The 24,782-nt window shown below is 37.2% G+C and carries 24 protein-coding genes and 1 tRNA gene; 11 read left to right on the top strand and 14 right to left on the bottom strand.

Annotation, left to right across the window (positions count from 1 at the left end; all coding sequences use genetic code 11):
- The 4 genes from cysS to AEQSU_RS02795 all read right to left on the bottom strand — a co-directional run bounded on the left by cysS (nucleotide 1) and on the right by AEQSU_RS02795 (nucleotide 5,044).
- Nucleotides 1-1,479: a cysteine--tRNA ligase gene (cysS, locus tag AEQSU_RS02810; protein WP_014781344.1), complete on the bottom strand. Its 1,479-nt coding sequence runs from the start codon at nucleotides 1,477-1,479 to the stop codon at nucleotides 1-3.
- A 53-nt stretch (nucleotides 1,480-1,532) separates the two neighbouring features.
- Nucleotides 1,533-2,210 carry a GTP cyclohydrolase I FolE gene (folE, locus tag AEQSU_RS02805; protein WP_014781343.1) on the bottom strand — a complete coding sequence of 226 codons (678 nt, stop codon included), beginning with the start codon at nucleotides 2,208-2,210 and terminating at the stop codon, nucleotides 1,533-1,535.
- Between the two features lie 139 nt (nucleotides 2,211-2,349).
- Entirely contained in the window at nucleotides 2,350-3,858 is a 1,509-nt protein-coding gene (locus AEQSU_RS02800; RefSeq protein ID WP_014781342.1) for an OmpP1/FadL family transporter, read from the bottom strand.
- Between the two features lie 118 nt (nucleotides 3,859-3,976).
- The gene (locus tag AEQSU_RS02795; protein ID WP_014781341.1) at nucleotides 3,977-5,044 is read right to left on the bottom strand and encodes a hypothetical protein; all 1,068 of its coding nucleotides are present in this window, start codon (nucleotides 5,042-5,044) and stop codon (nucleotides 3,977-3,979) included.
- 102 nt (nucleotides 5,045-5,146) lie between these two features.
- Between AEQSU_RS02795 and proS the strand changes: the two genes are divergently transcribed.
- From proS to rpsT, 3 genes are all read left to right on the top strand, one after another.
- The gene (gene proS, locus AEQSU_RS02790) at nucleotides 5,147-6,622 is read left to right on the top strand and encodes a proline--tRNA ligase (protein ID WP_014781340.1); all 1,476 of its coding nucleotides are present in this window, start codon (nucleotides 5,147-5,149) and stop codon (nucleotides 6,620-6,622) included.
- Nucleotides 6,623-6,703: 81 nt separating this feature from the next.
- A tRNA-Glu gene (locus AEQSU_RS02785) sits at nucleotides 6,704-6,775 on the top strand.
- 27 nt (nucleotides 6,776-6,802) lie between these two features.
- A complete protein-coding gene (rpsT, locus tag AEQSU_RS02780; RefSeq protein ID WP_014781339.1) occupies nucleotides 6,803-7,054 on the top strand; it encodes a 30S ribosomal protein S20 in 252 nt (83 codons plus the stop codon).
- A gap of 75 nt (nucleotides 7,055-7,129) precedes the next feature.
- Here rpsT and coaD read toward each other — a convergent pair whose 3' ends face one another.
- The 3 genes from coaD to surE form a co-directional block, all read right to left on the bottom strand.
- Entirely contained in the window at nucleotides 7,130-7,582 is a 453-nt protein-coding gene (coaD, locus tag AEQSU_RS02775; RefSeq protein WP_014781338.1) for a pantetheine-phosphate adenylyltransferase, read from the bottom strand.
- Between the two features lie 101 nt (nucleotides 7,583-7,683).
- Nucleotides 7,684-7,971: a hypothetical protein gene (locus AEQSU_RS02770; RefSeq protein ID WP_014781337.1), complete on the bottom strand. Its 288-nt coding sequence runs from the start codon at nucleotides 7,969-7,971 to the stop codon at nucleotides 7,684-7,686.
- A gap of 76 nt (nucleotides 7,972-8,047) precedes the next feature.
- Nucleotides 8,048-8,824, bottom strand: a complete 777-nt coding sequence (gene surE, locus AEQSU_RS02765; RefSeq protein ID WP_014781336.1) for a 5'/3'-nucleotidase SurE — start codon at nucleotides 8,822-8,824, stop codon at nucleotides 8,048-8,050.
- Between the two features lie 187 nt (nucleotides 8,825-9,011).
- Between surE and AEQSU_RS02760 the strand changes: the two genes are divergently transcribed.
- The 3 genes from AEQSU_RS02760 (at nucleotide 9,012) to AEQSU_RS02750 (ending at nucleotide 13,225) form a co-directional block, all read left to right on the top strand.
- On the top strand, nucleotides 9,012-11,228 hold the full coding sequence (locus AEQSU_RS02760; RefSeq protein ID WP_042491568.1) for a carboxy terminal-processing peptidase: 2,217 nt from the start codon (nucleotides 9,012-9,014) through the stop codon (nucleotides 11,226-11,228).
- Nucleotides 11,229-11,291: 63 nt separating this feature from the next.
- Nucleotides 11,292-12,401 carry an ABC transporter permease gene (locus AEQSU_RS02755; RefSeq protein ID WP_042491566.1) on the top strand — a complete coding sequence of 370 codons (1,110 nt, stop codon included), beginning with the start codon at nucleotides 11,292-11,294 and terminating at the stop codon, nucleotides 12,399-12,401.
- Nucleotides 12,402-12,409: 8 nt separating this feature from the next.
- Entirely contained in the window at nucleotides 12,410-13,225 is an 816-nt protein-coding gene (locus AEQSU_RS02750) for a DNA/RNA non-specific endonuclease (RefSeq protein WP_014781333.1), read from the top strand.
- Nucleotides 13,226-13,289: 64 nt separating this feature from the next.
- Here AEQSU_RS02750 and rodA read toward each other — a convergent pair whose 3' ends face one another.
- The 6 genes from rodA to purH form a co-directional block, all read right to left on the bottom strand.
- Nucleotides 13,290-14,546 carry a rod shape-determining protein RodA gene (rodA, locus tag AEQSU_RS02745; protein WP_014781332.1) on the bottom strand — a complete coding sequence of 419 codons (1,257 nt, stop codon included), beginning with the start codon at nucleotides 14,544-14,546 and terminating at the stop codon, nucleotides 13,290-13,292.
- A complete protein-coding gene (gene mrdA / locus AEQSU_RS02740) occupies nucleotides 14,546-16,408 on the bottom strand; it encodes a penicillin-binding protein 2 (RefSeq protein WP_014781331.1) in 1,863 nt (620 codons plus the stop codon). The genes rodA and mrdA overlap by 1 nt, the downstream gene beginning before the upstream one ends.
- Nucleotides 16,405-16,914: a hypothetical protein gene (locus AEQSU_RS02735; protein WP_014781330.1), complete on the bottom strand. Its 510-nt coding sequence runs from the start codon at nucleotides 16,912-16,914 to the stop codon at nucleotides 16,405-16,407. Before AEQSU_RS02735 ends, mrdA begins: the two co-directional genes overlap by 4 nt.
- Entirely contained in the window at nucleotides 16,904-17,731 is an 828-nt protein-coding gene (gene mreC / locus AEQSU_RS02730; protein WP_014781329.1) for a rod shape-determining protein MreC, read from the bottom strand. Before mreC ends, AEQSU_RS02735 begins: the two co-directional genes overlap by 11 nt.
- Nucleotides 17,732-17,835: 104 nt before the next feature.
- Nucleotides 17,836-18,864 (bottom strand): rod shape-determining protein, encoded by a 1,029-nt coding sequence (locus tag AEQSU_RS02725; protein WP_014781328.1) that lies wholly within the window; start codon nucleotides 18,862-18,864, stop codon nucleotides 17,836-17,838.
- A gap of 64 nt (nucleotides 18,865-18,928) precedes the next feature.
- Nucleotides 18,929-20,461, bottom strand: coding sequence for a bifunctional phosphoribosylaminoimidazolecarboxamide formyltransferase/IMP cyclohydrolase (purH, locus tag AEQSU_RS02720; RefSeq protein ID WP_014781327.1), 1,533 nt, complete (start codon nucleotides 20,459-20,461; stop codon nucleotides 18,929-18,931).
- A 158-nt stretch (nucleotides 20,462-20,619) separates the two neighbouring features.
- On the opposite strand from purH, the gene AEQSU_RS02715 reads away from it, so the two are divergent.
- Nucleotides 20,620-21,876, top strand: coding sequence for an ABC transporter permease (locus AEQSU_RS02715; RefSeq protein ID WP_014781326.1), 1,257 nt, complete (start codon nucleotides 20,620-20,622; stop codon nucleotides 21,874-21,876).
- A 154-nt stretch (nucleotides 21,877-22,030) separates the two neighbouring features.
- Here the strand turns inward: AEQSU_RS02715 and AEQSU_RS02710 are convergent, their stop codons facing one another.
- Entirely contained in the window at nucleotides 22,031-22,486 is a 456-nt protein-coding gene (locus AEQSU_RS02710) for a GAF domain-containing protein (protein WP_014781325.1), read from the bottom strand.
- Between the two features lie 98 nt (nucleotides 22,487-22,584).
- Between AEQSU_RS02710 and xrtF the strand changes: the two genes are divergently transcribed.
- The 4 genes from xrtF to AEQSU_RS16080 all read left to right on the top strand — a co-directional run bounded on the left by xrtF (nucleotide 22,585) and on the right by AEQSU_RS16080 (nucleotide 24,725).
- The gene (gene xrtF, locus AEQSU_RS02705; RefSeq protein ID WP_014781324.1) at nucleotides 22,585-23,130 is read left to right on the top strand and encodes an exosortase family protein XrtF; all 546 of its coding nucleotides are present in this window, start codon (nucleotides 22,585-22,587) and stop codon (nucleotides 23,128-23,130) included.
- Entirely contained in the window at nucleotides 23,127-23,561 is a 435-nt protein-coding gene (locus AEQSU_RS02700; protein WP_014781323.1) for an exosortase F system-associated membrane protein, read from the top strand. Before xrtF ends, AEQSU_RS02700 begins: the two co-directional genes overlap by 4 nt.
- Before the next feature lie 40 nt (nucleotides 23,562-23,601).
- The gene (locus tag AEQSU_RS02695; protein ID WP_014781322.1) at nucleotides 23,602-24,150 is read left to right on the top strand and encodes a DUF3347 domain-containing protein; all 549 of its coding nucleotides are present in this window, start codon (nucleotides 23,602-23,604) and stop codon (nucleotides 24,148-24,150) included.
- A gap of 155 nt (nucleotides 24,151-24,305) precedes the next feature.
- Entirely contained in the window at nucleotides 24,306-24,725 is a 420-nt protein-coding gene (locus AEQSU_RS16080) for an HYC_CC_PP family protein (RefSeq protein ID WP_014781321.1), read from the top strand.
- Nucleotides 24,726-24,782: the final 57 nt, after the last annotated feature.

Here is a 24,782-nt window from a genome sequence, read left to right as displayed (position 1 = left end):
CTAATTCATAATTTGAAAAGTAGTTCCATCTTTTCCATCATTCAGCTGAATTCCCTTTGTTGAGAGTTCATCCCGAATCTTGTCGCTCATTGCAAAATCTTTGTTAGCACGCGCTTGATTTCTTAATTGAATAAGAAGTTCAACAGCTGCAGCAAGTTTTTCACCATCTTGCGAAGTTTCAGAATCGTTGTTTTGCAAGCCTAAAACTTCAAAAAGGAAGTCGTTCATTGTTTGCTTTAGCAATTCTAAGTCTTTTGCAGAAATGGTTTCTTTTTCTTCCTTTATGGAATTAACGAATCGCACCGCTTCAAAAAGATTTGCAATCAAAATCGGACTGTTGAAATCATCGTTCATTGCCTCATAGCAAGATTTTCGCCAGCTTTCAATGTCGAGACTACTTTTTTCTGAAGTAGATAATTCAGACATTGTTCTATGAGCGTCCATCAATTTATTAAATCCTTTTTCTGAAGCTTCCAAAGCATCGCTGCTGAAATCTAAAATACTTCGGTAATGCGCCTGAAACATAAAAAATTTAGTAACAGCAGGGGAGAAGGCCTTGCTCAAAACGTCGTTTTCGCCTGTAAACATTTCATTCGGAAGAATATAGTTTCCAGTGGATTTGGACATTTTTTTACCGTTTAGCGTAAGCATATTGGCGTGCATCCAATAATTTACTGGAGACGTATGGTTGCAAGCTTCTGCTTGAGCAATCTCACATTCGTGATGGGGAAATTTTAGATCCATTCCGCCGCCATGAATATCGAAATTGTTGCCCAAATATTTGGTGCTCATCGCAGTACATTCCAAATGCCAACCAGGAAAACCCTCGCTCCAAGGTGATGGCCAGCGCATAATATGCTGTGGTTCGGCTTTTTTCCAAAGAGCAAAATCCTGTGGGTTTTTCTTGTCGGTTTGTGCGGAAAGTTCGCGAGTGTTGGCAATCATATCTTCCAACTTTCTGCCGCTTAGTTTTCCGTATTCATTGGTTTCGTTGAATTTTACTACATCAAAATAGACTGAGCCATTTTTTTCGTAAGCAAAACCTTCTTTAATAATTTTTTCAACAATATGAATTTGTTCAATAATATGTCCCGTTGCGGTAGGTTCAATACTTGGCGGCAAGGCGTTGAATTTCGCCATTGTAGTGTGGAAATCTACCGTGTATTTTTGAACAACTTCCATAGGCTCCAACTGTTCAAGACGTGCTTTTTTAAGAATTGGATCGTCGCCACTTTCACCATCGTTTTCCAAATGGCCAGCATCAGTAATGTTCCGCACATAGCGAACTTTGTAGCCTAAATGCTTCAAATATCTAAAAACTAAATCGAAAGAAAGAAAGGTTCTACAGTTTCCCAAATGTACATTGCTGTAAACAGTTGGTCCGCAAACGTACATTCCTATTGCACCTTCGTGGACGGGGGTGAATTTTTCTTTGCTTTTTGAAAGCGAGTTGTATATGTAAAGTTCTTGTGGTTTCAATTCGGCGGATTTCAATTTTTTGGAATTTGGCACTTTTAATTCGGAATTTATCTTTAAAACTCCGTATCCATCTTTATATAATCCAAAAACTCTCTTCGGGTTTCGGAATTTTTAAATGCCCCTCCAAATTCACTAGTTACAGTACTGCTATCAATATCACGAATTCCACGGGAATTTACGCAGAGGTGTTTGGCATCAATAACGCAGGCAACGTCATCAGTATTCAAAACTTGTTGCAGTTCCTTCACTATTTGCATTGTTAAACGCTCCTGAACTTGTGGACGTTTTGCGTAATAATCTACGATTCTATTCATCTTGGAAAGCCCAACAACGGTGCCGTTGGAAATATAGGCAATATGCGCTCTTCCAACAATGGGAAGCAAATGGTGCTCGCAAGTAGAGTAGAGGGTTATGTTCTTCTCTACAAGCATTTCCTGATACTTGTATTTGTTTTCGAAAGTTGAAGCTTTTGGTTTTCTATCTGGATGCAGACCGCCAAAAATTTCTTGCACAAACATTTTTGCAACACGGTTAGGGGTGCCTTTCAGACTGTCGTCAGTAAGATCCAAGCCCAAAGTTTGCATAATGTTTTGGACATCTTTTTTGATGCTTGCTATTTTTTCAATATCGCTAAGCTCAAATGCATCGGGTCGCATAGGTGTTTCCGTAGAACCGCTTATGTGGTCGTCGCCCATGGCTTCAATCTCTTTCAAGTGTTTTTCTAAATCCATTGATTAAAATATCTTTAATATAGGGCTGCAAAGATACGCAATAGCATTGTGGTATTAAAAAGGTAGAAGTTGTTATTTTTAAGGTTTTGCTAGTCCAGATGAAATAAACTTTGACAAAAATTATGGCTAAATGGGGCGTTTAAAAGATGAAACCCAAAGACAATACAAAATTGCTATAAATCGAATTAATTTTTGCAGAATCCGTCAAACCAACGGAATAGAGTTGCTGGTTGCGTTCTTGTTCTGATCTTGAATATGCCAAATCTGCGGTATAGCGTCCAAAGTTATAACCCGCACCAGCTGAGAATCCCGTTAGGTCGCCCACTATTTCTGTATTTTGGTATGGACTTTCTTCATAATGAAAACCTCCTCGAAGACTTAATTGATTGATTCTGTATTCTGCACCAGCATTAAAGCTTGAAGCACCTTTTAGCGTATTGTTAATTGCTTGATTTAAATCTTCAAAACCAGCGCTGAAAGAATTATCTACACGACTAAACTCTACTGCAGAATAGTCTTTATAGGAATAATCCAAACTGATTAATCCTTTTTGATTAAAAATATACGCGGCGCTCCCAGTGAATTTTGCTGGAGTTGTAAGGTTGTAATCTTCGTAAACATTTATCACATTCGGATTTATAAACTCATTTACTATTTGTCCATTAACAAGGTGACGGCTTTCAAGAGATTGGGTCGTTTCTTCGGAAATTTGATACAAAGTTGGGGTATCCAAGCTTAATCCAAGACGGAAGTTTTTAGCAACCTTCGCAATGGCTCCAATTTGAGCCGAAATTCCCGATCCATTAACTGACAAGTTGTTTTCAAAACCGACTCTATTCACTAAGGAACCTTCGTTATTATTGGTTTCAAGTAAAAATGAACTCTGGTCAAAATTGATAGTGTGTGTATTTATATTAATTCCGAAAAAATAATTATCGGTAATTTGAGTAGCCAGATTTATTGTGAATTTGCTATTGTATCCTTGAGAAAGATAGGCATATTTTTGGTTGAAACTACCGTCTGCGATATTTGAAACGTAGGAAGTATTCGAAGGATTATTCGGCTCAACAGGATCAAAAAGAAAAGCTTGGTAGCCCAAAAATGCGTTTTGCGCAAAATCTCCTAATGTTTCTCCTAGTCTCGAATAGGAGCTTGATTGTAGTTGGTTTAAAGAAATACCTTGCGCTTGCTCCAAAAAGAAATTTCCTATGGAATTATTACCAGTACCGGCAATGAAAAGCTCGTTTTCGAAATTTTTAGTGGTATCATAATTTATTCCGATGGTAAACTTTTTGAATGAAGATTCTTCGTTTGAATTATTTATAACGAATACTCCGCCTATTTGATTGAGAGTAACATCGTTCGCAAAGCTATTTTCGCGGTTATTGAAATAATTGCTTTTGTTTTCAATATCAAGCAACGATGTGGAAAGCACTAAGCTGGAATTCAGAAAAACTGCGCCACCGGCTGGATTTACGTTAACTGCAGAGAAATCGCCGCCCAAGGCGCCCATTGCCCCACTAAGTGCAGTAAAACGAGCGGTTCCTATATTTTGTTCCGTACTATAGCGGAGACCATCTGAAATGTCTTGCGCTTGAGTAACTTTAAGGCTTAAGGCGATAATTATAAAAAATATTAATTTTTTCATATGAATAAAATATTTAGAAAATAGAAAAGAATAATGCCCAAATCATTTCGATATAATTTGAAATGGTTATTGGGCATCATATTTCTGTACTTATAAAGGTAAGTTTTGAAAATTTATTTTAGCCACGGCCTCTTCCGCCTCCGCTAGATCTACTGCTTCCGCTACTTGATCTTCCACCACCGCCTGAACTTCTTATTGTTCCAGAGCTACTGCTACGTGTAGGCGCAGAATAATTGCTGCTTCGCGTACTTCTGGTATTGCTGCTTCTGGTTGTATTGCTTCTTACAGGTTGCGTGGTGCTTCCGCTTCTAGTTGTGTTGGAACGTGTGTTTCTAATAACACGGCTCGTATTTGTGCGATCTGTATTATAAGAGTTATTACGAACTGACTCGTTACGAGTTGAGCGGGTTGTGTTTGCGCGAACATTGTTTCTATTTATGCGACGAGCATTTTCAGAACGGCTATAAGATGAATTTCTTGTAGATGTTGCGTTTGATCTTCCACGAGCTTGAGTTCTGTTATAATCTGTATTTCGTCTTCCGCGATTGTAGGATACTCCGTTGTAGTATGAGCCATTATAATAAGGGTTGTAATTACCATAACCATAACCATAACCATTATAAGGATTTCCGTATCCGTAACCATATCCATAACCGAAATATGGATTGCCATAACCGTAGCTCATACCCCAATAAGGTGTGTAATAGTTATAGTAAGGATAGCCCCAGCCGCTCCAATAACCGCCGTACCAATAAGGTCTGTGGTAAAAACCATAACCTGATCCACCGTAATTATACACGTTTATCGTAGTGCTTTCTGGATTGCTTCCCCAAGCGCCGTAGCCTTCTTCGCTATAATTATCTTCAATAACTATATTTCCTTCCTCATCCAAACTTTCTGTGGTGGAATAAGCGTCAATATCGGTAAAAATCGCTCCTTCCTCCGGCATATCTGAATAGGCATTAGACTTCGATTGAAAATATTGTTGGTAATAATTTGACTTATCAGAAGCATTATTATCATTGCTATTTCCTTCTTCTACAGCTGTATTGTTGCCAGAAGAGTAAATTCCATCATTTTCATTGTAGCCTTTATTATATGTTCCACAGGACGCAAGCAAAAGTGTGAGAATACCCACCATTGCTATGGGGATGAAACGTTTTATTTTAAAGTTTTGAGTGGACATATCTATGGTAATTTAATTGTTGGACATTATAAAAATAAGTAGTTTTGCGGACAATTACTAATCATTTAACATAGACACAACATTTGTGCCAAAAACCAAGTTATGGCGAAGAATTTAACAACGAGAGAGGAAGATTACTCCAAATGGTATAATGAACTGGTAATCAAAGCAGATCTTGCTGAAAACTCAGGTGTTCGTGGATGTATGGTTATTAAACCTTACGGATATGCAATTTGGGAACGCATGCAGGCCGAATTGGACAGAATGTTCAAAGAAACTGGTCACCAGAACGCCTATTTTCCGCTTTTTATTCCAAAATCTTACTTTAGTAAAGAAGCCAGCCATGTTGACGGTTTTGCTAAAGAATGCGCTGTGGTTACCCATTATAGATTGAAAAATGCCGAAGATGGAAGTGGCGTTATTGTTGATCCAGATGCAAAGTTAGAAGAAGAATTAATTGTAAGACCAACTTCTGAAACCATTATCTGGGATACCTACCGAAAGTGGATTCAGTCTTATCGAGATTTACCGCTTTTAATAAACCAATGGGCAAATGTAGTGCGTTGGGAAATGCGTACACGTTTATTTTTACGTACTACTGAATTTTTGTGGCAAGAAGGCCACACTGCGCACGCGACCGAAAACGAAGCAATTGCAGAAGCAGAACAAATGATGAATGTATATTCAGATTTTGCTGAAAATTATATGGCTATTCCAGTTATAAAAGGAACAAAAACCGAGAGCGAACGTTTTGCTGGAGCATTGGAGACCTACTGTATTGAAGCTTTGATGCAGGATGGAAAGGCATTGCAAGCTGGAACATCCCACTTTTTAGGGCAGAATTTCGCAAAAGCTTTTGATGTTAAGTTTACTTCTAAAGAAGGAGTTTTGGATTACGTTTGGGCAACCTCTTGGGGTGTTTCCACAAGATTGATGGGTGCTTTGGTTATGACGCATAGCGATGACAATGGATTAGTTTTACCTCCAAATTTAGCCCCAGATCAAGTTGTGATTGTTCCTATTTATAGAAAGGATGAAGAGTTTGAGGCCGTTGATAAGGTGGCTAAAGATTTAATGACAAACCTACGTTCCAAAGGAATTCGTGTGAAATATGACAACCGCGATACCCAAAAACCAGGTTGGAAATTTAATGAATATGAATTAAAAGGAGTTCCGGTAAGAATTGCTATCGGTCCAAAAGACGTTGAAAAAGGAACTGTGGAGCTAGCTAGAAGAGATACGCTTCAAAAAGAATTTGTTAGCAATGAAAATGTTGTTGAAAAAGTAGTTTCCTTGATGAATGAAATTCAGGCTAATCTTTATAAGAAAGCTGTTTCACATAGAGCAGAAAACACTACGGAAGTTGCTACATATGAAGAATTTAAGAATGTTCTAGACTCCAAAGGTGGCTTTATTCTAGCGCATTGGGACGGAACTTCTGAAACTGAAGAAAAAATAAAGAACGAAACAAAAGCAACTATAAGATGTATTCCTCTAGACGGAGAGATTGTGCGGGGAGAGTGCATGGTTACAGGGAATCCTTCTTCTAGAAAAGTACTTTTTGCAAGAGCATATTAATTTTTTTCGAAAAAAGTAATTTAGGATTTGCGCCATTCAAAAATAGTTGTATTTTTGCATCCGCATTTAGAGAAATATAATGGTCCGTTCGTCTAGGGGTTAGGACGCCAGGTTTTCATCCTGGTAACAGGGGTTCGATTCCCCTACGGACTACAAAAAATAGAATTAAATAAATACACAATGGCAAATCACAAGTCAGCATTAAAGAGAATAAGAAGCAACGAGGCAAAGCGCTTGCGTAACCGTTACCAGCACAAAACTGCCCGTAACGCCATGAAGAGGTTCCAAGAACTTACTGACAAGAAAGAGGCTGAAACTATGTTTCCTACTGTTGTTTCTATGATAGACAAATTGGCTAAGAAAAACGTTATTCACGCGAATAAGGCTTCCAATTTAAAATCGAATATGGCTAAGCACGTAGCTGCGCTTTAATTCGTGTTAAAAATATTTTGAAAACCCTTTCAGGAAACTGGAAGGGTTTTTTTGTTGAATATTTTTTTAGACTTATTATTTTTTAACCGAAGTTGGAACCAACCCAGAATAATCCCCATCATTCCGCATAACATCTCTAACTATAGTTGAGGAAATGTTTGAAACTTCTGGTGAGCAAATCAGAAAAATACTTTCAACCTTCGCCATTTGATAATTGGTTTGGGCGATTGGCTGCTCATAATTCAAATCTGTAGTGTTTCGCAAACCGCGGACTATAAACTGCGCTTTTTCAGAAATACAAAACTTTGCGGTAAGTCCAGAATAGCTCTTTACGGTTATTTTAGATTCTCCTTTAAAAGTGTTTTCAATAAATTGAATCCTTTCTTCCAACGAAAATAGTGTCTTTTTGTCTGCATTTACGCCGATGGCAATTATCAATTCATCAAAAAGTGGAAGTGCACGTTTAATAATATCTACGTGTCCAAGGGTAATCGGATCAAAAGTTCCAGGGAAAACTGCGCGTCTCATAAAAGTTGGTAGTTTATAGTTGGTGGTTTAAAGTTTTCCCAATCCTTAAAGTGCGTTTAAAGAAGAAAAAATTCTTTATTAGCCACTAAGGTAATGACTTTTTAGTAAAATTTCGAAATTAGAATAGCTATTGCAGCGATTACTGTAGCCAAAACTACTCCTCTGGCTCTGTAATACTGGTTCTTTTTCAAAAGAATAAAGAATACAATCAGATTTAAAATTGCGCCCAAAGCAATCAAACTTCCCAGAAAATCATTTTCCAAAGCTGCTTGCAACGTAGATTCCAAGCTAAGTTTTGAAAAAAAGAAAATATATAAATAAGTTCCAGCCAGATTTGCCGCCAATCCTATTAATAATCCAATCAATATTTCTTTTACGTGTGGTTTCATTTTATCAGTTCTCCGTTATCAGTTGTCGGTTTTCAGTTTTTGCATCCGTCTCCTGGCATCAGTCATCAGTCCGAGTTTACAAATCCCAAGTATTAAGTTCCTTCATTGCGTGATGGGCGTTGAGGTCAAATTGAACAGGGACTACAGATACAAAACCATTGTGTAAGGCCCATTCATCTGTGTCTTCACCTTTGTCTTCATTCACAAATTCACCCGTAAGCCAATAATAGTCGCGCCCTAGAGGATTTGTTCGCTTATCAAATTTTTCTTCCCAATGCGCGTTTGCTTGTCGGCAGACTTTGATTCCTTTAATTTCAGAAGCATCTAATTTTGGAATGTTCACGTTTAAAACAACTCCTTTTGGCAGTCCGTTTTTAAGAACTTGTTCCGTAATTAATTTTATAAACTTTTTAGAAGGTTTAAAATCTGCTTCCAAAGAATAGTCCAAAAGTGAAAATCCAATGGAAGGAATGCCCAACGTTCCAGCTTCAACCGCTGCGCTCATCGTTCCGCTGTAAATTACGTTGATGGATGAGTTGCTTCCGTGGTTTATACCGCTAACGCACAGATCTGGTTTACGTTTTAAAATTTCGTTTACCGCTATTTTCACACAATCTACGGGAGTACCGCTACAACTGTGTTCTGTGTGGGGTTCGCCGTTTATCACCTTTATACTATTGCAATACAGAGCATCGTTAATAGTTATGGCGTGACCCATTCCGCTTTGAGGTGAATCTGGTGCAACCACGCAAACATCGCCGAGGGTGTTCATCACTTCAATCAAGGTGCGGATGCCTGGGGCATTGATGCCATCATCATTCGTTACTAATATAAGCGGTCGTTTTTTGGACATATTCTATAAAATTTTAAAGCACCAAAAATACATTTATTAATTCTGAATATAGAATTCTGATCCCGATAGGTTTCAAGACAGAATTGAAAGGAACTGTTTAACAAAAAATTAGTACCTAATTCCTTTAATGGCACGGTTTTTTATATAATTTAGGCACTCTTAAAAATAGACTACTACTATGCACTTAATGAAAAAGAATTTTAAAATTTTATTCCTTGTTGTTTTTGTTTCTGTTGCTTCTTGCAGTTTTACTACCAAGGAGTTTAAAGATCCTGATAAAGACAAACTGCTACTAGACTTAATATCTTACGTGCTTCAGAAAGGGCATTATGATCCTAAGGATATAGATGATGCGTTTTCGGCAGATGTCTATGAAAACTTCATAAAAGGATTGGATCCATTGAAAAGATATTTCTTAGCTTCTGATCTTGAGGAATTCAGCAAATACAAAACTGAGATTGACGACCAAATTAAAAATAAGGATCTTTCGTTCTTTGACCTTGTGTATGGCCGTTTTCAGGAGCGCATGGATGATGTAAAAAAGATATACCCAGAAGTTTTAAGCAAATCTTTTGATTTTAATGAAAAAGAGATTATAGATGTAGATTATGATAATTTGGCCTATGCCGAATCAAAAAAAGCTTTAAAGGAACGCTGGAAACAACAATTGAAGTTCACTACACTTTCTGGTTATTATGATTTGGTTGAAGAGCAGAAGAAAAGAGAAAGCGGGGATACTATAACGGATACTGAAGAAACCATCGATGATGAAAATATTATAGATATTTCGGGAAAGGAAAAAAAGTCTGAGACCAAGGCTGAGGAGCCTTTCGAGCCAAAATCTTTGGCTGAACTAGAAGAAAAGGCCCGCGAAACCACAAAATCTTCATTAGATGAATATTATGATTTCACTAAAGATTTGGAGCGTAAGGATTATTTTTCAATCTATTTAAACACTATTGTTGAAGAGTATGATCCGCACAGTAACTATTTCGCCCCACAGGAGAAAGACCGGTTTGATCTGCAAATGTCAGGAAAATTGGAAGGTATTGGCGCAAGGCTTCAAAAGAAAAATGATTACATAACTGTCATTGAAATTATAAATGGTGGTCCAGCTTGGCGAAGTGAAAAAATTGAAGTAGGTGACGCTATTTTAAAAGTGAAACAGGAAAATGAAGATGAGTCTGTGAGTATAGTGGGTATGCGTATTGATGATGCCGTAAAATTAATCAAAGGGCCAAAAGGAACAAAAGTTACTCTGACCATTAAAAATGTAGATGGAACTATTTCAGATAAGACCTTAACCCGTGATGTTGTGGAACTGGAAGAAACATACGCAAAATCATCTTTTGTTGAAAAAGATGGACGCAAATTTGGATTGATAAATCTTCCGCAGTTCTACTTTGATATGGAAAATTACAAAGAAAGAAATGCAGCTACAGATGTGAAAAAAGAAATTCTTCGTCTAAAAGAAGAAGGAATGGAAGGTCTTGTTTTAGATCTTCGCGGCAATGGCGGTGGATCTCTAAGAACTGCAGTAGACATTGCTGGCCTGTTCATTAAAAAAGGGCCTGTGGTGCAGGTTGTTTCCACAGAAAAAACGGATGTTTTAGAAGATAAAGACAGTGAGATAACTTGGGATGGACCCTTGGTTATTTTAGTGAATGAGCTTTCAGCTTCAGCCTCAGAAATTCTGGCAGCGGCAATGCAAGATTACAAACGCGCAATAATAATAGGTAGCAAGCAAACTTACGGAAAAGGAACAGTTCAAAGTATAGTAGACCTAAACCAATGGGTTCAAAATAGCGATTTGGGCGATTTGGGAGCGGTTAAAATGACAATTCAAAAATTCTATCGCGTTAATGGAGGTTCCACACAGTTAGAAGGGGTTAAGAGTGATGTGGTAATGCCAGACCGTTACAGCTATATTGATATTGGCGAAAGAGATTATCCAAATCCGTTGCCATACGATAAAATTGTTGCTGCCAAATATAATGTTTGGGATGGATATTTAGATTATGACGAAACCATTGAGAAGAGTAAAGCGCGAATGGCTCAAAATGAACAGTTGCAATTAATTGACGATAACGCCAAATGGATAAAACTTCGAAGAGACGAAAAAGAAGTAAACCTGAATTATAATGACTACAGCGCCGAAATTGATAAACGCAAAGAAGATGCGAAGCGCTACAAAGCGTTAGACACGTATAATAATCACTTAGATTTTAAGTCCTTGCCTTATGAAATCGCTTTGATGAAACAAGACACAACACTTTCTGAAAAACGAAAAAGATGGCACAAAAACTTAGGAAAGGATATGTATATTGAAGAAGCAGTACACGTTCTTGAGGATTTGAAACTGAATACTATTAAGGCTAAAAATGTGGCTGATATTAAAAACTGATAAGTAGTGAAAGCCATTGGTTGTTTCTGAATGAAACAAGCATATTTTTACTAAATTTGAAGTGTGAAAAACTCAACTTCATTAACTAGAATAGCGCTCCAAAAGTTCAAAAAAAACTTTTGGGGCGTTTTTAGTTTGGGGTTTTTAATGGTCTGCGTTTTGGTTGCGATTTTTGCGTACGCTTTGGCACCAGATAATTCGCAGAATGCAAACCAAATGCACCTTTCTATCCATTCCAAAAATCCCGGTTTTTCGGTTAAGATGTTAACCATTCCCGTAGCTGTTGAAGCGCAAAATTCAGTATCAGTTTTCTTCTTCGGAAAAAAGAATGCAGATACAGAAATTCCTGTTTCTAAATTTTCTTTAAATCAAAACTCGATTGAAATCACAGAATATACCCCAGATGGAACTGAAGGGCTTCAAAAGGAATATTCACTTTCGTTATTTCCAAATGCATCGTCCGTAAAGGAAATTCCGAAGAAATACATTTCAGAAAAGAAATTCCTTCTTGGTACTGATAAATACGGCCGGGACCTATTGAGCAGAATGCTTATTGGAATTCGGATTTCATTAGCTATTGGTTTTGTAGCGGTTTTTATTTCTTTGGTTATTGGAATCACGATGGGAGCCATAGCAGGCTATTTTGGAGGAAAAGTAGATGCCGCAATTATGTGGCTTATAAATGTTACTTGGTCCATCCCAACTTTACTTTTGGTAATTGCGATCACTTTGGCGCTAGGTAAAGGTTTTTGGCAGGTTTTTATCGCCGTTGGGCTCACAATGTGGGTGGAAGTCGCGCGCGTGGTCCGCGGGCAGGTTATGGGCGTAAAACAGATGCAATACGTTACAGCTGCACGAGCTTTGGGCTTTAATGATTTCAGGATAATTGTAAAACATATTTTGCCGAATAGTATGGCGCCAGTAATTATAATTTCCGCGGCCAATTTTGCGGGAGCTATTCTTATTGAAAGCGGACTTTCATTTTTGGGAATCGGAGCTCAACCGCCAATGCCAAGTTGGGGCGGAATCATAAAAGACCACTACGCCTACATTATTTTGGGGAAACCGTATTTAGCGCTCATTCCTGGATTGGCAATTATGAGTTTGGTTACTGCTTTTATGTTGATAGGAAATGCACTTAGGGATGCGATGGATGTGAGGAATAGTCAATAAAATATTCAATGAACCGAAAATACATATACCCTTTAGTAATTATCATCGTTACAGTCGCATTATATTATGCCGATGATTTTATCGATAGCGATACTAAATCTACCTCGAAAACTTCAAGCACTACACAGCGCAATTCCGAAGAATTTGGCGAATCATTTCTTCCAGCATCAACCACCGGAGCCATTGTTAAACACAACGCTTTCACACTTTCTTATTCCGAAGAAAATGAGCAGTCAGAATGGGTTGCTTATGAATTGAAAAAATCTGACCTTTCAAAAAACGAATTTGAACGACCTTATTTTGAAATAGATAATAAGGTGAAAACAATTTCAGCAGATTGGCGAAACTATAAAAATTCGGGCTACGATCGCGGACATCTTTGTCCTGCGGGAGATAGAAAAATGTCTTTTGAAGCGTATAACGAAACATTTTTAACCAGTAATATAAGCCCACAAAATCACAATTTTAATGCTGGAATTTGGAATCGATTGGAACAAAAAGTTCGCTATTGGGCACAAAAATATGATGGAGTTTACGTTGTAACTGGCGGCGTTTTAAAAGGAAATATGAATACTATTGGCGATGAAAATGTTTCGGTTCCTAACCAATTTTATAAGATCGTGGTAGACGTTACCGATGGCAAACATAAAGCCATTGCATTTCTAATTCCGAATAAAGCTTCCGATAAATCTTTTTATAAATACGCAGTTTCAATTGATGAAATAGAGGCAATTACTAAAATTGACTTTTTCCCAAACTTGCCATTTCCTATTGAAGATGATATGGAGGCAATGTTAGATTTAAAAGCGTGGGGAAGGAAATAAGTATATAGTATTCAGTGGCAGTTAGCAGTAAAAAAATCATAACTTCGATTTCGATTTCATTTCGCTACGCATAATGCGAATTTGCTCCATCCAGTTTCACAAAAATAAATAGCATAATAGTGAAGCCCCAAAGTGCCGAGCCACCGTAGCTAAAAAATGGTAGCGGAATTCCTACGGTTGGGAAAATACCCAAAACCATCCCAATATTCACAAAAAAATGAAGAAAGAGGATAGCTGCGACGCTATAGCCATAAACTCTTCCAAATTGGTTTTTCTGTTTTTCTGCTCTAAAAATAATTCGTGTTATTAAGGCTATAAATAATAAAACCACAACCATACTTCCCAAAAACCCCCATTCTTCACCTACGGTGCTGAAAATATAATCTGTATGTTGCTCGGGCACGAAGTTACCTTTTGTCTGTGTGCCTTGAGTCCAACCTTTGCCCAGCCAACCGCCGTTGCTGATGGCAATTTCACTTTGATTTGTGTTATAACCAATACCGCGCGCATCAACTTCCTTTCCTAAAACAATATTAAAACGATCGCGATGGTGTTGTTTAAATACATTGTTGAAAATGTAGCTTACTGAAAATGCAAAGACAATACAACTTACAGCAATCAAAATGTATTTTATGATATTCGGTCTTCTTTTTCTATTTTTATAAAAGATGGCTCCAGCTATTAATAAAATTGCCAAGGCTACCCAAATTGTCCCAAAAGCGAGTGTAGATACAAAAAGAACTATTGCGAAAAGCGCCAAAAGCAGATAAACCCCATGCAAGCCTTCTCTATAAAGAGGAAAAACAAAAGCAGCGTACACCAAAACACTACCAGGATCTGGTTGCATAATAATCAATATAACTGGAAGCGCAAGTATAACAAAAGCTGCAATTTGGTGTTTTAATTTCTGCATATTTGTCTGAATATCGCTCACATATTTAGATAAGGCCAGCGCTGTTGCAATTTTGGCAAATTCACTTGGTTGTAAACGTGTTCCGCCGAAGTCATACCAAGCCGTAGTTCCAGCAATGGTAGTTCCAAATACGAATAAACCAAGGAGTGAAAGTAAGGACGCGATGTAAATAACACTGGCGTAGTTTTCATAAAATTTAGACTCAATAGCCAGAACAAAAATAATTAGGATAATGCTTAGCCCAATCCAAATCATCTGTTTGCCATAAATCTGGTCAAAATCAAAAAAACCTTGAGCGGCATCACTTAGAGAGGCAGAATAAATATTTATCCATCCCATCGAAACCAAGGCGATATATATACAAATAATTAACCAATCAAAACGGACGTAACTTCTAGTTGCTGCCATTAGTGGTTTATTGAAAAGGGTTGACCGCTGTATTGTTTGGCATATTCCGCTTCAAGATTTCCTGCCAGCACATATTTTTCCATATCGGTTCGGGTTATTTCGCCTTTTAGATATTTTTCAATCATAAGTCCGGCAATTCTTCCCGCCCAACGCGAGCCCCAATACCCATTTTCAACAAAAACAGCGATGGCTATTTTTGGATTGTCTTTTGGTGCGAACGCAACAAAAATAGAGTGGTCTGTAAGTTGTACTCGTTTGCCATCAATTTTAGTATAATTTTCTGCAGTTCCCGTTTTCCCACAAACTTCAATTCCTGGAACTCGTATTGAAGCAGCGGTACCGCGTTCATAAACTTGAAACATTCCCTCAACTACAGGTTCAAAATATTTGGGGTCAACAGTGGTGTGATGCTTTTCTTTAAATTTAGCAGGAATAGTATCTGGTCCAATTATATTTTTAATAACGTGAGGTGTATAATAGTAGCCTCTGTTAGCAATAGCGGCAGTAAAATTCGCCATTTGAATTGGTGTAAGCAACACTTCGCCTTGACCAATGGCATTAGAGATTGTTGCCAAAGAAGACCAATTGTGTACTGGAAAATCGTGAATTTTATTGTAGTATTTTGAAGTAGGAATATTACCTCTCTTACCGCTAGGGAGATCGTAACCCAAAAAGTCGCCAAGACCAAAACTCATAAGATCTTTTCGCCAGGCATCAATACCTTCTTGTGGCGTTGGGTATGTGTCCATCATTCTTTTATAAACTGTACAGAAGTATGTATTACAGGAATTAGCAATACCAGAAATCATTGCAACAGGACCTCTGTGGTGGCACCTCAAAACCCTTCTTCCAAAATGATAGCCGCCTGTACATGTAACAACATCATCTACCCCTATGGCATTTTCTTGTAGTCCAACTAAAGCTGTAAGCGTTTTAAAAGGTGATCCTGGAGGATATTCTCCCATCAAAACCCTATCATATAAAGGTTTGCCAATGGTGTCATACCATAATTTCGTAAAATTTTTGGAACGATCGCGACCCACCAAAAGTGAAGGGTCATAACTTGGTGCGGTAATTAAGGCAAGTATTTCGCCAGTTGCGGGTTCAATGGCCACGATGCCGCCGCGTTTATGAACCATCAACTCTTGTCCGTATTTTTGAAGCGCTGCATCAATTGTTAATTGAACATCGCTCCCGCGTTCTGGTAGGGTATCAAATATGCCTTCTTTATAAGGCCCAATGTCTCTGTTAAAGCGATCTTTCTGAATATACTTTACACCTTTCACACCGCGTAAAACTTCTTCATATTCCTTTTCAACGCCAACAGTACCAATGAGTTCCCCCATTTGATAGTACGGGTTTTTTTCAATGATGGCGTTATTCACTTCAGCAATATAACCCATCACGTTTGCTGAATGATCTACTTGATATTCACGAAGCGAACGTCTCTGAATGTAAAACCCTTGGTATTTGTACATTTTTTCCGAAAGGGAAGCGTAATCGGCTTTATTAAACTGTGGAATTACAACAGAAGGAGATCGTGGTGACTCCCTTTTTGCTTTTTTCATAATTTCTATGAAATCTTCTTTCGAAATTTTCAAAAGATTGCAAAACTCAAGAGTATCTAGGGTTTTTACTTCTCTAGGTATAACCATAACGTCATAAGACGGTTGGTTAGATACTAAAAGCTTGTCGTTACGATCAAACATATATCCGCGTTGCGGATAATCGTACATTACCTTAATGGCGCTGTTCTGGTAAAGCGAATCTGAGGAAGAATCTAAAACTTGTAAATAGAAAAGTCTAGCGGCGAAAATAACGCCACTTGTTAAAACCAAGGCTATAAGGATTACTTTTCTCACGTAGATTTTTTATTGAATAATATCATCGTTCCCATTATTAGAATAATTGTAAATATCCCTGAAAACAACGTAGATTTTAATAACAGAAGTATATGCTTTATGCTAAATATTTCCAAAGAAAACATAACAAAATGATGAATAAAAACCAAGGAAGCAATGTATGTGAATCTCTCTGCTAAATCTGCTTTTTTTATTTTGACGCTATTATATTCATAACTAACTCCGAAAGAATATTTTAAAACTACTGGGCGAATGTAGGCGATAAAAGCACAAGCCGCAGCGTGCACACCGCCAGAATCTTCAAATATATCAATGGAAAGTCCTAAAAGAAAACTCAGAAAAATTAGGAGTCCTTTGTTTCCATCCAAAGGATACATCAAGATGAAGAAGATATATAAATAAGGATTTATATAGCCTGCAAGGTTTATGTTGTTGAGCATCAGTACTTGAAGGAAAACAAGTACGATGAAACGAACTATATTTATAAAAATATCATTATTCTTCATCTTCCACAGCTTTCTCCAGTTCCTTTATTTCTTCGGCTTCGTAGTTTTTTATTAAATAAACGTGCTCCAGACTTGTCATATTATTGAATAAATCAATGTTTACATAATAATAGTTGTCGTCATTATCCAAGTGAAAATCTTTTACGGTCCCGATTAAAATTCCTTCAGGAAAAATCGTTGAACGCCCGCCAGTAACAATTGTATCACCTTTTTTTAGTGGTGCAAGACGTGGAATATCCACCAACTGAACTACATTTGGATCTTCTGTGTTCCATTTAAGCGAGCCGAAATGCCCTGATTTTTTATGTTTTGCATTAATTCTACTTTTGGTATTCAGAATGGATTGAACAGTCGAATAATTTTCTGAAACATCACTTACAATACCTACAATTCCTTTTGAAGAAATGACGCCCAAATCAATTGTTATGCTGTCATTCCTACCCTTATCCAGCGTAAGTTGGTTCTTCGTTTTTGAATAATTATTGTTGATTACCCGCGCAGTGAAATATTCGTACTTGTTTTGAAGAATAGTACTATCTAATTTTCCAAAAACTTCAGTTTCCTTAAATAAATCCAGTTTTTTCCGAAGTATTAAATTTTCCTGAAGCAGCTGATCATTTTCTTTCGCCAATGAAAAATAATCGGTTATATTATTTCTGAAGGTATAAACGCCGCCTGTAATATAATTGGCGGAGCTAATGTATTTATCGTTGTGGTAATTGTGTGTTTGAATTGTTAAGCCAACAGAAATAATAAAAAGCACAGCAAACAACAGGAAATTTTTATTCCGAATGAAGAAAAATATAATCTGCTGCATTGCTTTGTGGGATTAATAAATTCTGCTTTCTGATGGGAGCAACGCCATAAATGGACAATTATTCTTTTTTAAATTTTTTAGCGGAAACAATTTCTTCTAAAAAATTATTTAATCAACACACTCTTGTATTTGGCAAGGTTTTTCAAGCAAATTCCTGTTCCACGGACAACTGCACGCAACGGGTCTTCGGCAATATAAACCGGAAGATCCGTTTTTTGCGAAAGTCTTTTGTCTAAACCACGTAGCATCGAACCACCACCAGCAAGATAAATACCAGTGTTATAAATATCTGCGGCAAGTTCTGGAGGCGTTTGTGAAAGGGTTTCCATAACCGCATCCTCAATTCGAAGGATAGATTTGTCTAAAGCTTTTGCAATTTCTCTGTAAGAAGTCTGAACCTGCTTCGGTTTTCCAGTAAGCAAATCTCGTCCTTGAACGTCCATTTCGTCTGGCGGAAGTTCAAGATCTTCAGTAGCCGCACCAATTTGGATTTTAATTTTTTCAGCAGTACGCTCACCCACATAAAGGTTGTGTTGAGTCCGCATATAATACACAATATCATTCGTGAAAACGTCACCAGCAATTTTAACGGATTTGTCACAAACAATTCCACCAAGAGCGATTACGGCAATTTCAGTAGTTCCACCTCCTATATCCACAACCATATTTCCTTTTGGTTGCATTATGTCAACACCAATACCAATCGCAGCTGCCATTGGTTCGTGTATCAAATAAACTTCTTTTCCGTTAACACGTTCAGCACTTTCTTTTACTGCGCGCATTTCCACTTCGGTAATTCCGCTTGGAATACAGATAACCATTCGCAAGGAAGGTTTCAGCCACTTCTTTTTTAACGCAGGAATATCGCTGATAAACATGTTTATCATCTTTTCACTTGCATCAAAATCTGCAATTACACCATCTTTTAGCGGACGGATGGTTTTTATGTTTTCGTGTGTTTTTCCCTGCATCATCGCGGCTTCGCGGCCAACAGCAATTATTTTTCCAGTTGTGCGGTCGCGCGCAACGATGGATGGAGCGTCTACAACTACTTTATCGTTGTGAATAATCAGGGTATTTGCGGTACCAAGGTCAATGGCTATTTCTTCAGTTAGGAAGTCAAAAAATCCCATAGTTTATAGTTCGTGGTATTGAGAGTTAACGTGTTAGGTTTGGTTTTAACAAATGTAATAAAATTTAATGCTTAAAATGGCGTGTTCCGGTAAATACCATTGCCATTTCGTGCGCGTTACAATAATCGATGCTCAATTGATCCTTAATAGAACCTCCAGGCTGAATTACAGCGGTTATTCCTGCGTTGTCTGCAATTTCCACACAATCGGGAAACGGGAAAAAAGCATCACTCGCCATCACGGCACCTTCAAGGTTAAAATTAAAGGCTTTTGCTTTATCAATTGCTTGCCGTAATGCATCTACGCGGCTGGTTTGACCGGTTCCACTGGCGCAAAGTTGTTTTCCCTTTGCTAAAACAATTGTGTTACTTTTTGTATGCTTACAAATTTTAGATGCGAACAACAGGTCTTCTAACTCTTTGGAATTAGGATTATTGTTTGTTGCATGCGTTAAAATTTCAGCATCATCTGTAATAGTATCTTTATCTTGAACCAAAACGCCGTTTAAACAGGTGCGTACGGTTGTTGAAGGTAAAGCAATTTCTTTCTGAATCAATAAAATTCGATTCTTTTTTCCTTCTAAAATTTCCTGTGCTTTTGCTGAAAATGAAGGCGCAATTACAACTTCACAGAAAAGATTGTGTATTTCGTTTGCCGTTGCTTCGTCAATTTCAACATTGCTGATTAAAATTCCTCCGAAAGCTGAAACAGGGTCACCTGCCAAGGCAGCCATATAAGCTTGTTGCACGGTTTCGCGTTGTGCAATTCCGCAGGCGTTATTGTGTTTTAATATTGCGAAAGTTGGAGCGTCACCTTTAAATTCGCTCATCAAATTTACAGCGGCATCAACGTCTAGAAGGTTGTTGTAGCTCAATTCCTTCCCGTGGATTTTTGTGAATATTTCATCAAAATTTCCAAAGAAAAAACCTTTTTGATGTGGGTTTTCGCCGTAACGAAGTTCCTGTCCGTTGGTTTCACTTATTTTGTAAGCTGGTAATTTTTCTTCTGAATTGAAATAATTAAAAATTGCAGTATCATAATTTGAAGAAACATTGAAAGATTTCGCAGCAAAACGTTTGCGGTCTTTCATTGAAACTTCGCCATTGTTTACTGAAATCAATTCCAAAAACTCTGCATAATCATCAACAGAAGACACGCAAATGGTGTCTTTAAAATTCTTAGCTGCGGCGCGAATCAAGGAAATGCCTCCAATGTCAATTTTTTCAATAATATCTGCTTCGGATGCTCCTGAAGCAACGGTTTTTTCAAAAGGATATAAATCTACAATTACTGCATCAAGCTGCGGAATGTTGTATTGTGCCATTTCGGCAACATCACTTTCGTTATCCTGGCGGTTTAAAATGCCACCGAAAACTTTTGGATGAAGTGTTTTTACACGACCGCCCAAAATAGAAGGGTAATCTGTTAAATCTTCAACCGCAATAACCTCGATTCCAAGGTCATTTATGAATTTTTTAGTGCCGCCTGTAGAGTATATTTTTACGCCCTGTTCGTTCAGTTTTTTAACGATTGGACCTAAGCCATCTTTGCTAAAAACTGAAATTAATGCAGAGGTAATTTTTTTGGAATTGTTCATTATGAAAAATTAAGGTGCAAAAGTACATAATTGAATAGTAAATTTGTAACATAAGCAGAGAGAAAACGTCTTACTTTTTATAAATTTATCAACCGTTTAATAATTCAGAATTATGAATTCAGAATTCAGAATTTTTAAGCGTTAATCAAAAATTATTAATGCTAATCTATCTTCGCGTTTTAAAAGAAAGTTTCAATTTTGCGCTTAGTGCGTTGCGAAATAATAAGTTGCGAACTTTTCTTTCCTTAGTTGGTGTTACGATTGGTATTTTTTCCATAATCGCGGTTTTAGCAGCGGTTGATTCTTTAAAACGTGAAATTGAAGGCAGTATCAGCGGTTTGGACAATAGCACTATCATTGTAATGCGCTTCAATTTTGGACCAACTGATATTCCGCGATGGAAATGGCAACAGTTCCCAGATGTTACTTATGATGAATATCAGTACATTGAACGAAACACTCCAAATATTGAAGCGGCAACTTTCACCTTAAATGTTCCTGCGGAAAGCATTAAATATGAAGACAGACAAGTAGATAACGTGCCTATTGGCGCCGTGACAGATAGTTATTATAATATTGAATCGCTGAAACTTGCTGAAGGAAGGTTTTTCAACGGTTCAGAATCAAATAGCGGCTCTATGGTCGTGGTTTTAGGTAATGAAATTGCCAATCAGTTGTTTGGTGATGGCGTAACTGCTATTGGAAAAGAAGTGCGGATTTACGGGAGAAAATTCAATGTAATTGGGGTTTTGAAAAAAGAAGGAGCAGGCTTATTTGGGAATTCTAAAGATACTTCCGTTTGGATGCCTGTAAATGTTGTACGGCGTATTTTTGGTGACAATAACAAACAAACCTTTCCTCAGATAGTTGTAAAACCTAAAAAAGATATTGACCAGGCAGAATTTAAAGCCATATTAGATCAAAAACTCAGACAAAAAAGAGGCTTAAAACCAGATGAAATAAGTAATTTTTTCATCAACCAACTCCAAGGTTTTGCAGATTTAATTGACCAGATAACAGGAAGCATGAATATGATCGGGCTTATTATTAGTGGATTTTCGCTACTCGTTGGTGGTTTTGGAATTGCAAATATTATGTTCGTAAGCGTAAAAGAACGAACCAATTTGATAGGAATTCAGAAATCATTGGGAGCTAAAAATAAATTTATCCTATTTCAATTTCTGTTTGAAGCTGTAATCCTTGCCGTAATTGGTGGATTGATTGGCTTATTTTTAGTGTTTATAGTTTCCATTCTTGCATCGCAATTTACAGGCGATTTTGAATTTGTACTCTCTCCGTGGAATATGTTTTTAGGAACCGCTATCAGCGCAGCAATAGGACTAATTTCTGGAATTCTTCCAGCAATTTCTGCTTCAAAACTAGATCCTGTGGAGGCGATAAGAACAGGAATGTAAAGCTGTGCAAATCTCAAATCTCAAGCACCAAATTCCAAATAAATTCCAAAATTTTAAACTTCACATTCCAAACGGATAATCTAGAAGTTTTGGAATTTGGTGCTTGTAATTTGGAATTTATTCAGAAGTTGTAACTAAATATTTCTTCAACTATCTAAAGTATTTCCGCAACTTCAGAGTTTACCCATTCCAAAAAACGTTCATCTACCTCAGAAAAAGGGTCTTCAAGGTGTGAGTCTATGTCTATTTGACCAATGTTCTTTCCGTCTTTAAAAAGTGGAATTACTATTTCGGCTTTAACCGTAATGCTGCAAGCAATATAATTGTCCTGAGCCTTCACGTCTGCCACCACAAAATTTTTGTTGCTAATCGCCACTTGCCCACAAATTCCTTTCCCAAAAGGAATAACCGTATGGTCTGTAGGTTCGCCGGCAAAAGCTTTTAGGTGAAGTGTTTTCTCAGCCTCATTCGCAAAATAGAAACCAACCCAATCATAGTATCCAACAGAAGTTTGTAAAAGTTCACAGACTTCTTTCATTCTTTGTTCACTGGTTTCGTGATCGTTTGATAGAATGGTGGTGATTTTCGGCTTTAAATGTGAAAAGGACATAGTTTTTTGGTTCTTGATTACTTCGGTAAAAGTATTTCAAAACGGTTATATTCGCCAATAACAAATACTGTATTTTTGTTAAAAAGTAACTAGGTCCATTGAAAGAACTTTTTATAAAATATAAAACCGTAATTCGGTTTTTGCTGCTGTTTTTAGGAACCTATTTAATTCTTGGGATTTTGTATTCGGTTTATTTGAACGTTTCAGAAAATGGAACGTACTTTCCAGATTATATTACAAGTCTTGTTGCAACGCAAAGTGCCGCAGTTCTTGATGGCTTTGGTTATAATTCAGTTTTAAGAAAAGATGTATTGGAACAGGGAATGTTGCTGACCATTGATAATAAATACACCGTTAGTGTTGTTGAAGGCTGTAATTCCGTGAGTGTTATTATTTTATTCGTGGCTTTTATCGTCGCTTTTTCAGAAAAATTTAAAAAAACATTGCTTTTTATTTTTGCTGGAGCTGTGCTGATTTATATTGTAAATATTATTCGAATAGCAATTCTTACGGTTGCGCTTTATAGATATCCGCAGTATGAAAACATCTTACATTCCGTAATTTTTCCTGGAATAATATATAGCATGGTTTTTATTCTTTGGATGATTTGGGTGCGAATGCTGAAACTAAATTCAGTTAAATGAAAAGACTATACAGAATAGTATCCATAGTTATTCTTGTCATTTTTTTAGTGCTCATCAGAGCCTATGAAGACTCGTTATTCTACGATCCGCTTTTGGAGTTCTTCAAAATGGATTACAAAACCTTACCACTTCCGGAGATGGACACTTTTGAACTTCAAACCAATATTTCACTTCGATTTTTGCTTAACACCATAATTTCTTTGGCCATTATTTGGTTGGTTTTTCGCGATAGAGAATTTATAAAACTTTCTGGTATTCTCTACAGTCTGTTGTTTGTGCTTCTTTTTTTAGTATTCAGCTTCATTATTTTTACTGCGGAAGGAACGGGTAGCCATCTAGTTTTGTTCTATGTGCGCAGATTTTTGATTCAACCCTTGTTTCTGCTTTTATTGCTTCCGGCCTTTTATTTTCAGAAGTTCAAATCACAATGAAATTTTTATACCTTTGCATCTCAAAAAATTGTTTATAATTATGAAAAATTTCACCCTTATTTTCTGCGCTATACTAGCCGTTGCCGTTTCATCGTGCAAAGACAATCCGAAACAAACCGAACCAGAAGTTGTAACTGTGGACAACACCGAGAATGTTGTTGAAACTTACGAATTGGCTCAAAAAGAAGCAGAGTTCAACGACCCAAAGGTTGAAGCTATTTTTGAACAGTATCTTCTTGTGGAAGCAGCTTTAGTAAATACAGACGCAACCACAACCGCATCCGAAGCTTCAAAACTTGAATTGCTTCTAAAGGAAGCGAATGCAGATGAAGCTTCGCAAAATGCAGCAACTGCAATGGCTGGTTCAAATGACATTAAAATGCAGCGTGAAAATTTTGAACCATTAAGTCTCGGTCTTGAAAAAATGCTTCAAGGAACTCTTAAAGAAGGAATGCTTTACAAACAATTCTGCCCAATGGCTTTCAACAATAAAGGAGCATACTGGATAAGCAGCAGCAGAGATATTTTAAACCCTTACTTCGGTGATAAAATGCTGAAATGCGGCCGTGTTGACGCTGAAATTAAGTAAGCAGTTTTCAGTGGCAGTTTCCAGCTCTAGTCTTTAGATGTTTAGAATTAATTTGATTTCCAAATCTTTCTAAACATCTAGACTCATCGACTCATCGACTCATCGACTCATCGACTCATCGACTTTCAAATAATATTCGTACTTTTGCGAAAGCAATGAAAAAAGCAATTTCCATATTTCTTTCCATACTGATGCTTGCAAGCAGTTCAGGAATGGCCTATTCGCAACACTTTTGCGGTGGCTTGGAAATGATGTCTGAAATTACGTTGGGAGAGAAACTTCTTTCCTGTGGTATGGAAACAAATGTACTTGATTCGGATTGCGGAGGTGAAACTACTACACACGACTCCCACGATTGCTGTAAAAATCATATTACCAAAATACATACAGATGATAATTTTGCAAAAGCTTCGTTCAATTTAAAATTGAACAAAACCTTTGTTGCTACTTTCATTTCTGTTTTTGTACTTCAGGAAGTTGAAATCACTTCCACAGAAAAAACCTTCTTTGCGGATTATAATCCGCCACCCCTCGAACAGGATTTAAATATTCTGTACGACACATTCCTTATTTGATTTTTAAATTTTTCTGAAGTTACATTTCATTAATTTGATATGTTAATTTGTTGTGAC

It is taken from the genome of Aequorivita sublithincola DSM 14238 (genome assembly GCF_000265385.1).
In the GTDB taxonomy this organism is placed as follows: Bacteria; Bacteroidota; Bacteroidia; order Flavobacteriales; family Flavobacteriaceae; genus Aequorivita; species Aequorivita sublithincola.
Note: the sequence above shows the minus strand (reverse complement) of the source record. Positions and strands in the feature narration are given on the sequence as shown.